13 protein-coding genes and 1 pseudogene are annotated in these 12,253 nt (G+C 43.8%); 10 read left to right on the forward strand and 4 right to left on the reverse strand.

The features are described 5' to 3' along the window. The 3 genes from ACE1AQ_RS06435 to ACE1AQ_RS06445 form a co-directional block, all read left to right on the forward strand. On the forward strand, positions 1-423 hold a 423-nt coding region (locus ACE1AQ_RS06435), incomplete at its 5' end, for a transposase (protein WP_374808074.1). Between the two features lie 150 nt (positions 424-573). Beyond that, a complete protein-coding gene (locus ACE1AQ_RS06440; protein ID WP_253851975.1) occupies positions 574-711 on the forward strand; it encodes a cyanobactin biosynthesis system PatB/AcyB/McaB family protein in 138 nt (45 codons plus the stop codon). A gap of 125 nt (positions 712-836) precedes the next feature. Beyond that, positions 837-1,064, forward strand: coding sequence for a cyanobactin biosynthesis PatC/TenC/TruC family protein (locus tag ACE1AQ_RS06445; protein ID WP_052278192.1), 228 nt, complete (start codon positions 837-839; stop codon positions 1,062-1,064). A 10-nt stretch (positions 1,065-1,074) separates the two neighbouring features. On the opposite strand, the gene ACE1AQ_RS06450 is transcribed toward ACE1AQ_RS06445, so the two are convergent. Next, a complete protein-coding gene (locus ACE1AQ_RS06450; protein WP_110545979.1) occupies positions 1,075-1,866 on the reverse strand; it encodes a Uma2 family endonuclease in 792 nt (263 codons plus the stop codon). Positions 1,867-1,934: 68 nt separating this feature from the next. On the opposite strand from ACE1AQ_RS06450, the gene ACE1AQ_RS06455 reads away from it, so the two are divergent. The 5 genes from ACE1AQ_RS06455 (at position 1,935) to ACE1AQ_RS06475 (ending at position 7,416) form a co-directional block, all read left to right on the forward strand. Further along, complete coding sequence (locus tag ACE1AQ_RS06455; RefSeq protein ID WP_110545978.1) at positions 1,935-4,031, forward strand: PatA/PatG family cyanobactin maturation protease; 2,097 nt, start codon at positions 1,935-1,937, stop codon at positions 4,029-4,031. A 244-nt stretch (positions 4,032-4,275) separates the two neighbouring features. Further along, complete coding sequence (locus tag ACE1AQ_RS06460) at positions 4,276-5,301, forward strand: aldo/keto reductase (RefSeq protein WP_008205609.1); 1,026 nt, start codon at positions 4,276-4,278, stop codon at positions 5,299-5,301. Beyond that, positions 5,298-5,705, forward strand: coding sequence for a gamma-glutamylcyclotransferase (locus ACE1AQ_RS06465; protein ID WP_008205611.1), 408 nt, complete (start codon positions 5,298-5,300; stop codon positions 5,703-5,705). The genes ACE1AQ_RS06460 and ACE1AQ_RS06465 overlap by 4 nt, the downstream gene beginning before the upstream one ends. A gap of 59 nt (positions 5,706-5,764) precedes the next feature. Further along, the gene (gene psb35 / locus ACE1AQ_RS06470; protein WP_008205613.1) at positions 5,765-5,965 is read left to right on the forward strand and encodes a photosystem II assembly protein Psb35; all 201 of its coding nucleotides are present in this window, start codon (positions 5,765-5,767) and stop codon (positions 5,963-5,965) included. 305 nt (positions 5,966-6,270) lie between these two features. Beyond that, the gene (locus tag ACE1AQ_RS06475) at positions 6,271-7,416 is read left to right on the forward strand and encodes a DNA cytosine methyltransferase (RefSeq protein WP_008205615.1); all 1,146 of its coding nucleotides are present in this window, start codon (positions 6,271-6,273) and stop codon (positions 7,414-7,416) included. On the opposite strand, the gene ACE1AQ_RS06480 is transcribed toward ACE1AQ_RS06475, so the two are convergent. Continuing rightward, positions 7,391-8,128, reverse strand: a complete 738-nt coding sequence (locus ACE1AQ_RS06480; RefSeq protein ID WP_110545977.1) for a hypothetical protein — start codon at positions 8,126-8,128, stop codon at positions 7,391-7,393. The two genes, ACE1AQ_RS06475 and ACE1AQ_RS06480, sit on opposite strands and share 26 nt — an antisense overlap. Further along, the gene (locus tag ACE1AQ_RS06485) at positions 8,106-8,357 is read right to left on the reverse strand and encodes a helix-turn-helix domain-containing protein (protein ID WP_002761350.1); all 252 of its coding nucleotides are present in this window, start codon (positions 8,355-8,357) and stop codon (positions 8,106-8,108) included. Before ACE1AQ_RS06485 ends, ACE1AQ_RS06480 begins: the two co-directional genes overlap by 23 nt. Positions 8,358-8,509: 152 nt before the next feature. Between ACE1AQ_RS06485 and der the strand changes: the two genes are divergently transcribed. Further along, positions 8,510-9,868, forward strand: coding sequence for a ribosome biogenesis GTPase Der (der, locus tag ACE1AQ_RS06490; protein ID WP_008205619.1), 1,359 nt, complete (start codon positions 8,510-8,512; stop codon positions 9,866-9,868). A gap of 3 nt (positions 9,869-9,871) precedes the next feature. Then, positions 9,872-10,747, forward strand: a complete 876-nt coding sequence (locus ACE1AQ_RS06495; RefSeq protein ID WP_110545976.1) for an energy-coupling factor transporter transmembrane protein EcfT — start codon at positions 9,872-9,874, stop codon at positions 10,745-10,747. A 1,076-nt stretch (positions 10,748-11,823) separates the two neighbouring features. Here the strand turns inward: ACE1AQ_RS06495 and ACE1AQ_RS06500 are convergent. Continuing rightward, a pseudogene (locus ACE1AQ_RS06500) lies at positions 11,824-12,117 on the reverse strand (hypothetical protein); the annotation flags it as partial. Positions 12,118-12,253: the final 136 nt, after the last annotated feature.

Below are 12,253 nucleotides of genomic sequence, written 5' to 3' on the forward strand. Positions count from 1 at the left end.
TACTATCCAGAATCAGTTCATGTGGACAAAATTTATCGAACCAGAGAAAACCGAGCTTGGTGTAAAGAAAGGGGAATCAGAATCAGTGGGCCCCCATTAGGAAGACCAGCCAAAAATGTTAGTAAAGAACAAAAGAAACAAGCTACCGATGATGAGAGGATTCGGAATTGTATAGAGGGCAAATTTGGACAGGGGAAAAGAAGATTTAGCTTAGGTAAAGTGATGGCTAAACTTCCTCATACTTCCTTTTCAGCGATTGCTATTACTTTTTTAGTCATGAATCTTTCTAACCTGTTGAGGCAGGTTTTTTGGGCTTTTTTATGTCTGAAATGGAAAAACAGCACTTTTTCTCGGTCAATGATTAGGATAAGTTATAACTTAAAAATTAATCAACAACTAAAGCTTATGCTTGTAGCTAAGTGAAATCATTGATTAAGAGACCTGTACTTTTCAATGACTTTTTCAGCAGACCCCAAGTACAGGCGAAGCATTCGGATAGGAAATCTAAGGTTTCAGCGATAGGTTATGCCCGAACGCTTCGCCCCTACCCCCATTATTTACCCCAAAACAACCGTGAGACTTCCCAAACAATCTGCTCCCGTCAAACGACCCCATTTTATTCATCCCCATGAATGCGTCGATATTGTTCATGGAGATGGCGATGATTTAGTATCTATCTTAGTTAAGTTAGTTCATGGCGCTTGGCGCTAACTACAATGATCCAGCACAATTCCAATACCCTCACTATGGCTATCTGAAAATGTCCTCTTTTGGCGGTTTTCGTTATTAGTATCGACTTCTAAAACCTAGTAAAAAACACTGGAGGAAATCAAACAATGGCTAGTAAACCTAAAGGTGCGCCAGAATCAACACCCGCTGCTGCGAATGTTGACCAACCAACCACGGAAAAACCCAAGATTGAGCAACCAGAAACAACTCAACCTAAAGCTAAATACGTTCCCGCCACTGGTTTAGAAGATTACGGACGCTGGAAAACCATGTTCAAAGATCGCAAAGCGAATCCCAATGATCCGCCGTTTCGTCGGGGTCGAATTTGGTGTTAAACACTTTCCATTAATCTTCAGGTTCTATCCCCAAGGCCCTTAACTGTTCCGCTAGGCGATCGGCTCGTTGTCGTTCCTGTTCGGCTCGTTGTCGTTCCTGTTGAGTAGATTCCTGGGAAGTTAACAACAAGTTACCTTCCCCATCCCACCAGCGAAGCCAGGGAAAGGATTGATTTTGGTATTCCCCCTGCCAAATTCCTAACTCTACCTTTAAAGGAACAATGGGATAATGACCGCGCTGATTAGGAGTCATTTTTTGGTAACGACCATTAACTAACTGGTACATCTCGATCTGGGCCTTGTTAACCTCATAAATTCCATAAAAAGGAATTTGAATCGCTCGCTCATAGATCCAAAATTTACCCTTAACAGGCGTTTTATCCCGTTCTTCTTCACCATTGCCAGAGACAAATTCTAAGGCAATAACCGGTTCAATGGTTTCTTTCCACATCACAAAAGAACGGCGAACTTGACCCTCAATCGTTGTAGGGACATGGGGAACATAAAACCAATCGGGAGCAACAGCCCCCTTTTCTAGGGATTCTGGATACTCTGGCAATCGCCAATAAATCCCACAATCTCGACCCAGACAGTAATTACCGTCAGGATGTAATTTCTCCAAAATGGGTGTAATAGTATCCGTTAAAAGGTCTGCTTGGGGAGGCTCTTGATAGTTTTTCACAAAACTTCCATCTTTATCGGGGAGTTGGGTGTGGTCGGGTAAAGGGGAAGAGCAATACACCGTTGCAGAAGTTTCCTGAATTGTGGTTGAGGATTGTACCGTTGGGGTCATTGAACTCATCTTTAATTCCCCTATTTATTGTTATCTAGCTTTTATTCTATAACTGTTCTTGAAAACCTGCAAAAACTATGCCTGATCTCAATGCTATCCCCGGAATGACTGCTCTTCGCTCCCATACCCAAGGCGATCCACGCATTAAAATCGCCGTTCTTGATGGACCGATTGACTTAGATCGCGCCTGTTTTCAAGGAGCAAATATTACCCGCCTTGATCCCTATTGGTCGGAAGAATCTCCCATCGATCCGCAATACTTACAAGCCTTTTTAGATGTAGAAAAAAGTGGCAAAAGTGAGGAAGAAAAAGAGCATCTGTTCAAAGAAGCAATCCCTGATGAAAACATCCTCCACAGTTTGCATTTGCGCTTCCATGCTAACCATATTATCAGCACCATTTGCGGCCAGCCAGATTCACCAGTAGAAGGGATTGCTCCTAACGCTACTGTAATTAATATTCCCATCGCCTATAGCAACGATGATTTTATTAATCCCCTCAATCTTTCCAGGGCAATTAGTACCGCAATTGAACAGGGAGTTAATATTATCCATTGTGCCGCTTGTCATCCAACTCAAAGCGGATTAGCTCACGAATTTATTGATAAAGCAATTCGTCAAGCTCAAGCTAATAATATCCTGGTGATTGCCCCCGGAGGTAATGATAAAGGAGAGTGTTGGTGCGTTCCTGCGGTATTAGAAAATGTCCTGACCGTAGGAGCAATGAAAGATACAGGCGAGCCATTTAAATTTAGTAATTTTGGCGGTAAATATGCAACTCAAGGGATTCTCGCTCCAGGAGAGAATATTTTAGGAGCTCAACCCGGAACCGATGACCCCATCCGCAAAAAAGGGACTAGCTGCGCCGCTCCAATTGTGACAGGAACAGCCGCTTTATTAATGAGTTTGCAATTAGAACAGGGGTTATCTCCCGATGCAGAAGCAGTAAGAGCCGCCTTGACAAATAGTGCCATCCCCTGCGATCCTAATGAAGTAGAAGAACCGGAACGCTGTTTATTAGGAAAAATTAATATTGCGGGTGCTTATGAACTGCTGACGGGAGAGAAATTACAAACTGTTGAAGCGGATAACAATTCGTCGAATAATATCATAGAATCGGCGGTAATTCCGATGACAGTGACAACCTCGGTTATCCCATCTAATACAACCGAGATGGCAACTCAGGGAATAACTATAACCCCCCCAACAGCAGCGACAATAGAACTGGCAATCCCTCCTAGCAATGCTTCAGAAAATGTTTCCTCAACTGGATTAATACAAAATCATCAAACAAATAACAAGATTGTCTTTAATAGTGTCGTTCCTAGTCAACGGTCAAACCTGGTTTATGTGTTAGGAACTTTAGGTTATGATTTCGGCACAGAAGCGCGTCGGGACACCTTTAAACAGTTAATGCCAACCATCACGAACGATAATCTTGAATTACCTCCCAATCCCTACGATGCGCGGCAAATGGTAGATTATTTAGAAAGTAATCTATCAGAAACTAAGTCTTTAATTTGGACAGTCAATTTAGAACTAACCCCCATCTATGCCATTAAACCCGTGGGAGCTTTTGCCGCCGAGATTTATCAAGTCATGCAATATATGTTAGCAGGCCAAATATTGCCAGAAGCTGACGAAGATTATGTGGAAAGGGTGAGTATCCCCGGTATGCTGACCGAGGAAACCGTGAGACTTTTTTCGGGTCAAATTGTTCCCGTCATCAAGGTTAATAGTCCCCGGGGAATGTATGGCTGGAAAGTTAATACTTTGATTGAATCAGCGCTAGAAACTGTTAGCGCAGAACATGAAATCGCCGATGAAGCGAGGATGCGTCGTTCTCTGACCAGTTTCTTAAATCGCATTTATTATGACTTACGCAATGTCGGACAAATCGCCCGCGATCGCGCTTTAAATTTTGCAGCTACTAACGCTTTTCAAGCCGTACAAACCTTCTCCCAAGCAGTGGCGATGGGAATGGAATTACACAGTATTGAAGTGGAAAAAAGCCCCTTCTGTCGCTACGGAAGTGAATGCTGGGATGTGAAATTAAAATTCTTCGATCCCGAAAATGGTCTGCGCGCTAAACGAGTTTTTCGCTTTACCATTGATGTTAGCGATCGCACCCCTGTAACCCTAGGTGAAGTGCGTTCTTGGGCTGTTTCTAAATAGCCTCAGTCTGCTAAGTACCTAAGCAAAAAATGATTAACCAATAAGGCCTAGGTTAACTTGTCAAAATTGTACCAAATGTACTTAGCAAAAATGTTGCTCAAATTCAATTATAAAGCGTTTCCTAAGCTAGTGAGGTACACCTATTTTTCTTCCCTTTTGCCTTTTGCCTAAAACCCATAACTTTTGTACCTCAGCAGCCCGAAAAACGCTATAATTAACTTCTTATTCAAAATTTTAGTTAATTATGCGTTACAAACTTTTAGGTAATAGTGGTCTGCGGGTTTCCGAACTATGTCTAGGGACGATGACATTCGGGCAAGATTGGGGTTGGGGGTCGGATAAAGAGGAAAGTCGGGCGGTTTTTCAGGCTTTTGCGGAAGCGGGGGGCAATTTTCTCGATACGGCCAATATCTACACAAACGGAACCAGTGAAACATTAGTGGGGGAATTTGTCAAGGGCGATCGAGAAAAATGGGTAATCGCCACGAAATATTCTCTCAACACGCGCCCCGGCGATGTCAATGCTTGCGGAAATCATCGAAAAAACCTCTTTCAAGCGGTAGAAGCTAGTTTAAAGCGTTTAGGCACTGATTACATCGATTTACTCTGGCTTCATATTTGGGACTCTCTCACTCCTATCGAGGAAGTGATGCGCGCTTTCGATGATTTGGTCAGGATGGGAAAAGTCCTTTATATTGGCATTTCTGACAGTCCTGCTTGGATTGTCTCCCAAGGGAACACCCTGGCCACCCTACGGGGATGGACACCCTTTATCGGACTACAAATAGAATATTCTCTCAAGGAACGCACCCCCGAACGGGAATTATTGCCCATGGCCAAAGCATTAAATATCGGGGTGACAGCTTGGAGTCCCCTGGGAGGAGGAGTTTTAACGGGAAAATATAATCAACCCAACCCCGTCGATGGTCGTTTAAGCATGACCGACCAACCTTTTCAAATTCTCGATCGCGATCTGAAAATTGCCGAGACCGCCCTAGAGATTGCCAGAGAAATCGGCAAATCACCGGCACAGGTGGCGTTAAATTGGCTCAGAAATCGCCCTAACTCCGTAATTCCCATCATTGGCGCTCGAAAATTGTCCCAATTGCAGGATAATTTAGCCTGTGTGGACTTTAACCTGACTGGGGAACAGCTGCAACGACTCGATAATATCAGTGCCATTTCCCTCGGTTTTCCCCACGAACTTTTAGCCAGTCAATTTGTTTGCGATATCCTATTAGGAGGAGTAGCAGCACAATTGGATCGATGATGGAAGTCTTTGTTTATGGAACCCTGAAACCCAAGGAAAGTAACTATTCTGCCTACTGTGCAGGAAAAGTGATCAACTCTAAAACCGTCTACACAAGGGGGCATTTATACCATCTTACCGCCCTCGGTTATCCCGGACTGACCGAGGGCGAGGGCTGGGTGAAAGGAATTTTATTGACTTTTAACGCAGATTATGATCTGGGGCTTTTGGATGGGTTGGAAGATTATCAACCCGGCAGAGATCCAGAAGAAAACGAGTATCAGCGTCGCAGAATCCCTATTTATAATCTAGAGCGAGAATTAATCGGCGAAGCTTGGGGATATATGATGACACCGGCAAAAATAGCTGTTCATGGCGGTGTTTGGCTGCCTTCCGGTTGGTGGACCAGTAGCGATCGAGAATAGGGATGAGGGGGCCGATTCTGTTAAGATATACAAATTAAAAGCTTAATCGTGAAAAAATTATGTATCTACTCCTAGAAGTGGCCAGTGGCAAATTCCCCGTTTATTTTGTGGCCGTTTATGTGGTCGGTTTTCTGGCTGCTGTCACCATCGGTTCGATCGCTTGGTACAATTCTAAACGCCCGGTCGGTTGGGAAGATGCCCAAAGACCTGATATTATCCCTGAAGTGAAGACCGGGATAGATTCTGATTCTCAATCCTAGAAAAAGGCAGTGATCAGTTATTTTAACCGTCAGCTTTTTTCTCCCTTCTCAGCAATCAGGTTAGTCGCGGGGGCTAAAGACCTTACTAGGCGGTTATTTCAGGCATTTGGCTCCTTATTTGATGCCTAAACGTTTCGCACCTATGAGAAACGCTCTCAATCAACCAAGATCGATCGCAAATCGCTATGATAGAATATTGGGTCTTTAATTTCCGTCCCCTCCTCCTCTTATGAAACTGCCTGTTGTCGCTATCATCGCTAGGATATTTAGTTGACAAGAGGCTCCGAATACGATAGTATTCAACCATGAAACAACAAATTATCGACTTATTTTCTGGTGCGGGCGGATTGACCACGGGATTTCATTTAGCCGGGTTTGAATCTATCTGTGCAATTGATGTAAATGCGAAAGCATTAGCAACCTATCAACATAATTATCCTAAAACACGCACTTTTCAGGAAGACATCCGCAAAGTTAATCCATCAGAACTGCGCTTATACTTAGGTTTACAAAGAGAAGAATTAACCGCCCTTATCGGGGGTCCACCCTGTCAAGGATTTTCACGAAATATCCCGGCTGGGTATCGCTATCTTAATGATTCTCGCAATCATTTATATAAGTCTTTCTTAGGATTTGTTCAAGAGTTTCGTCCTCTTCATGTAGTCATGGAAAATGTTCCTGAAATTTTGAAAGCTTATGGCGGTATCATCAGAGATGAAATTGTAGCACATTTAGAATCTTGGGGTTATCAAGTAGTTACTACTTCCCTAAACGCCGCTTATTATGGAGTGCCACAAACTCGCTCAAGAGCCTTTTTTTTAGCTAGTCTAGAGCGTTTACCATCCCTTCCCCAAGCAACTCATTCTGGTGATATCAGAAGTGATTATAAAGCTGTAAAATCTTGGACACAGCTTACTGTACTAGAACCAAATATTGCCCCAGTTACTACTGTTAAAGATGCCATTAGTGATTTACCTACTTTAGAAGCAGGACAAGCTTATGATCACGAAATTTATACTAGGGAACCCGAGACCATATATCAACAGAAGATGCGTGAGCAAAGTCAAAAAATTGTTAATCATATTGCCCGTGCTTTAACACCAATTCAAATGTCAAGAGTGCAAATTCTGGCGGAAGGACAAGATGCGAGAGATTTACCTGCTGAATTAGCACCGAAAAAACACTATAGCGGGGCCTATGGTCGACTTTCTTGGGATAAACCAGCAAGAACAATTACAAGGTGGTTTTTTCATCCCGGTTCTGGCAGATTTTTTCATCCGACCCAGAATCGGACAATCACAATTCGTGAAGCAGCAAGATTACATTCTTATCCCGATCATTTTCACTTTTTAGGGACTTATACTGATATGGCCTCTCAAATTGGAGAATCTGTGCCACCACTGTTAGGCAAAGTGGTAGCAGACTCTATGGGACAAAATCTTGAGTATTAGTTTGGGTTTGTAGCGCTGCAAAAATTGTCTCCACATATCGATCTATTGTCAGACGAGTTCTCTCAATTCTCAGACGAATAGCGGCAGCGGGGATTGTTCTGCTTCTAAACAACTGTTTCTGATTTTTGTACCAAACTAACTGAGTTTTGCCAGCGATGCTTCCCTGTAAACCTACCCCTACTCCCCCAGTTTTTTTATCTATTGCCCATGCCCAAGAAAAAACATTAGGATCAAGAGGATTAAGGGGGTATTCACAGTAAACATATTCATTGCCCTCTCGGTTTTTTAGCAATATTCCCTCATAGCTGTTGATGACATTTTGAGCAGTTTGACTGGAGCGAATCTTCTCGTTCCAGTGTTGAATAATAGCGGTTCCCAGTTGTGCGGGGGAAGATTGCAGATTCAAAGAGGGAACCCCAAGTTGAATGGCTTTTTTGATAATATCTGCTCGTTGAATTACGAACAAAAAGGTATTATCTGTAGTTAAACTATTCAGTTGTAGAGATTTTAGCGACCAACCACTGGCAGTTTTACTGTCCACTGCATCGTAGAGTAGTTTGCTTCTGCCTAGGGCAGGATCGGATAAAGGAATATTCTTGATATAATGGAAAATTGCTTCCCAGCTATAATCCTCGATCGAGCCAATCAATGGTGAGGCAATTGCGGCTAGAATGTCCTGCTTTAGTCTTTTAGTCTCGTCGTTCGTTAACACTTAGGGATTCCTCTACGGAATACAAAAATTCACTCATCCTCAGACCTAAAGCATTAGTAATATGACTAAGCACTCTCACCGATGGACTTTTTAATCCTCGCTCTAGTTGACTGATGTAAGTTCTATGCAGACCTGTTACTTCCGCCAAATACTCTTGCGACCACCCTTTTTCTTGGCGATAACGCTGTAGCTCTCGTCCTAAAATTTGCTCTAGTTGACCAGATTGCATAAGCTGAATTCTAGTCTTTTGTATACCAAAGTTCTACAGACTAAAGTATTCAATGTCTCGGTGCCGAACAGAAACAGATAAATCAACCAAGGTCGATCGCAAATCGCTATGATAGAATATTGGGTCTTTAATTTCCGTCCCCTCCCCCTCTTATGAAACTGCCTGTCGTCGCTATTATCGGTCGTCCCAATGTGGGCAAATCCACCCTCGTCAATCGTATCGCTGGAGATCAACAGGCGATCGTTTTCGATCAACCCGGGATTACCAGAGATCGCACCTATCAACCAGCTTTCTGGTGCGATCGAGATTTTCAAATTGTCGATACAGGGGGGCTAGTTTTTAACGATGACAGTGAATTTCTCCCGTTAATCCGCGAACAGGCTTTAATCGCCCTAGCAGAGGCAAGTGTGGCGATTTTTGTCGTCGATGGCCAGGCAGGAATTACCGCCGGCGATCGAGAAATTGCCGCTTGGTTACGACAGCAAAATGTGCCGATACTTTTGGCCGTCAATAAATGTGAATCGGTGGAACAGGGTATCCTGCAAGCGACGGAATTCTGGGAATTGGCCATCGGTGAACCCTTCCCCATCTCGGCCATTCACGGTTCTGGTACGGGAGAACTACTTGATGCCCTGATTAAATATTTGCCACCCGGGGCGGAAATTCCCGAAAATGAAGAGATTAAAGTGGCAATTATCGGTCGTCCTAACGTGGGTAAATCCAGTCTCCTCAATGCTTTAACCGGACAACAACGGGCGATCGTCAGTCCGATTTCGGGAACCACCAGAGACTCGATCGATACTTTAATTGAACGAGAAGGACAGGTGTATCGGTTAATTGACACCGCCGGCATTCGCCGTAAGAAGAATGTGGACTATGGAGCCGAATTTTTCAGTATTAACCGTGCTTTTAAGGCAATTCGCCGGTCTGACGTGGTGCTATTCGTCATCGATGTGCTAGATGGTGTCACCGAACAGGATTTAAAATTGGCGGGACGAATCATTGAAGAAGGGCGCGCGGTGGTGCTAGTAGTCAATAAATGGGATGCGGTGGAGAAAGACACCTACACCATCAATACTTATACCAAAATACTCCAAGATCGACTGTATTTCATGGATTGGGCAGAAATGATCTTTGTCAGCGCCATGACGGGGCAAAGAGTCACCAAAATCCTCGAATTAGTCGATATTGCCGCCGAATCTCACCGTCGTCGCGTCAGTACCTCGGTAATCAACGATGTGATCGAAGATGCGGTTAAATGGCACAATCCCCCCACCACCAGGGGCGGAAAACAGGGGAAACTATACTATGGCACGCAAGTATCGAGTCAACCCCCCACGATCGCCCTTTTCGTTAACGATCCCCAGCGCTTTAATGATAACTATCGCCGTTACATCGAAGGGCAATTCCGGCAACAGTTAGGCTTTAAAGGAACCCCGATCCGCTTAATCTGGCGCGGCAAACCGGCGCGAGAAGTGGAAAAAACGGTTAATAGAGCCACCAAGGTCTAATTTATGGATTTATTGCGAAGTTTGCCCATCGGTCTTTATCTCGATCAACCGATTACCCGACTACATCAACTGGATGCGCGGGTAAAATTTATCTGGTTAATGGCTTTTTTAGCAGCACCCTTATTGGCTAATCCTTGGTGGCGTTTAGCTTTGGTGGGATTGTTAATATTTTTAACCCTGCTGGCACCTATTCCCCCCCGCGTCTGGCGGCAACAGATGGGCTGGCTGATATTTTTGGCGATTATCGTCTTTCTGATTACTGCTATCACTCCCGATGGTTTAGCGGTGAGTATTCAGCCGCGTTTACCAGAGGAAGGGCTGAATTTACCGCCAGCAAGTGATTATCAGTATGTTTTATGGGATAGAGGTCGTTTATTTGTTACCCGGCGTTCTTTGGAATTAGCAGTGAGAATTAGTACCTTAGTTTTTACTTTAATTTATAGCACTAATCTCTTTTTGTTGACGACGGCCCCGGAAGAAATTACCGAAGGTTTAGAGAATTTAATGAGTCCTTTACGGCGATTTAATGTGCCGGTGACGGAAATTTCTCTGACTCTGACCCTGTCTTTGCGCTTTATTCCTCTGGTTTTAGAAGAAGTGCAAAATCTAGCCAGGGCAGTGCGAACTAGGGCGATCGATTGGCAAAAATTAGGGATTAAAAAGAGTTTAAACCTCTGGTTAACAGTAGTGGAAAAATTACTAGATAATTTGCTTTTGCGCGCTGAACAAATAGCGATCGCTATGGAGGTTCGCGGTTTTACCAGTCCCAATCAGCATCAAGTACGCTGGCACCAATTACAGTTAAGATCGGCTGATTTTATCGCTTTATTTTTGTTAATTCCCTTTTGGGCAGCCCGATTAGTTTGGGGTGGTTTATAGCCGTGATCGGTGATCAGTTATCAGAGGCGAGTTTTCAGGATCGAAAACAATTGACAAAAATCACCGAATGCCTTTCTCTATAGTGGTTTCATCCCTGATCACCCCGTCCATTGATAACAAGAACCCAAGAGCCTCACTCCTCATTTCCCCACCTCCCCACTTCCGTTCGGACCTCGGCGTGAGACTTCGGACGTTCGGCGAGACTTCGGACGTTCGGCGAGCTCAGTCGAGCCGCGTGAGCTTTTGTCGAACGCTCGCTCGAACGCTGATCTCACGGCCGAAGCCCACTCGCTAATTTCCTACTAAAGATAGATATTTAAACACATCAAAAGTATTACTTATAAAAGTAAGTTACAGCGTTTCTGATCATAGATGAAGTATGACACAATTTAGCATTTGGCAAAGCCCATCTCATTTTTGTAAATCCACTAAGTTGCGATTTTTCAAGGGAGACTCACTGCCAAAATTGGGCGTTAACTGCGATTTTATCACTTAATCCCAGCTTTTGGCCAGTTATAGACCCCAAACTATCCGTCGGGGGACTAAGCTCCCGAACGCCAGATCAGAGGAATTGTCTTATTTTTTCCGTGAGATACCTACAAGCATTTGTTAATGTATTTGTAGCAACTCATCTAAGAGTCACCGATCATTACTAATGATCTATATTTATCATTCCTAATTGTCTATACTTCTGCCAATGTGAGATGCAGCCATTTGGCATCATCTCCAGGGGACTAGCTCCTGTTCTGGTGTTGCCTAAAACTGGAGACTTCGTACCTCACTATTAAGATAACTGCCATAGCCATAACAACTAACAACTTAAAAACTATGTTCGATCCAGATATTCCCGATAGTGCCTATTTACCCCTGATTTCCCTCCTCGACTTGAGAACGTACCTGAGATTCATAAATCTCATTACCACGTCGAGCAAACTCTTCTTTGCTGTAGCGGGTTTGACGGACTGTCATGATTGTAAATTTTCCTCGATCATTGCCTTATCTGGCATGATAACTGACCAGAAACTGCGCTGAATAGATTGCTTTGATTAAAACAAAATAAGGTGCGTTACATTTCATTAACGCACCCTACAAGATCGGCGTACTGCTACGCAGTGCCTTCGGCATCGCACTGTATCGACTTGCAACCGATAACCGCGCAACAGGCTCATTCCAATCAATGGCTCTGTCTCTGCCGCGTTAATCTCGATTTCTCAATACTGCCCACCCCAAATCACCATGCCATCATAGCTATCAAATAAGACTTCGCTACCATCGCCCAAGGTTGCCCGATCGCGGTAACTCGAAGACAGTTCAAGTTCTCTAATAGTAGCAATCGGGAGACTCAAGACCCCTACCCCTGTAAACCCAGAAATGTTGAATCTCGTAACAAAACTTTACATTTAAGAACATGACAACCCCAGAACGCCATTTTTCAGATTGAATAGACAATTTTCCTAAACCAGTGTACATAGCTGATATGTTGACACATAAAACTCTGTAAATAGC

It is taken from the genome of Microcystis sp. BLCC-F209, assembly GCF_041928595.1.
Lineage (GTDB): Bacteria > Cyanobacteriota > Cyanobacteriia > Cyanobacteriales > Microcystaceae > Microcystis.

Bases quoted from the DNA above. Each gene is read 5' to 3' on its own strand.
- ACE1AQ_RS06445 (WP_052278192.1), top strand. From the start codon at position 837: ATGGCTAGTAAACCTAAAGGTGCGCCAGAATCAACACCCGCTGCTGCG.
- ACE1AQ_RS06450 (WP_110545979.1), bottom strand. From the start codon at position 1,866: ATGAGTTCAATGACCCCAACGGTACAATCCTCAACCACAATTCAGGAA.
- ACE1AQ_RS06455 (WP_110545978.1), top strand. From the start codon at position 1,935: ATGCCTGATCTCAATGCTATCCCCGGAATGACTGCTCTTCGCTCCCAT.
- ACE1AQ_RS06460 (WP_008205609.1), top strand. From the start codon at position 4,276: ATGCGTTACAAACTTTTAGGTAATAGTGGTCTGCGGGTTTCCGAACTA.
- ACE1AQ_RS06465 (WP_008205611.1), top strand. From the start codon at position 5,298: ATGATGGAAGTCTTTGTTTATGGAACCCTGAAACCCAAGGAAAGTAAC.
- psb35 (WP_008205613.1), top strand. From the start codon at position 5,765: ATGTATCTACTCCTAGAAGTGGCCAGTGGCAAATTCCCCGTTTATTTT.
- ACE1AQ_RS06475 (WP_008205615.1), top strand. From the start codon at position 6,271: ATGAAACAACAAATTATCGACTTATTTTCTGGTGCGGGCGGATTGACC.
- ACE1AQ_RS06485 (WP_002761350.1), bottom strand. From the start codon at position 8,357: ATGCAATCTGGTCAACTAGAGCAAATTTTAGGACGAGAGCTACAGCGT.
- der (WP_008205619.1), top strand. From the start codon at position 8,510: ATGAAACTGCCTGTCGTCGCTATTATCGGTCGTCCCAATGTGGGCAAA.
- ACE1AQ_RS06495 (WP_110545976.1), top strand. From the start codon at position 9,872: ATGGATTTATTGCGAAGTTTGCCCATCGGTCTTTATCTCGATCAACCG.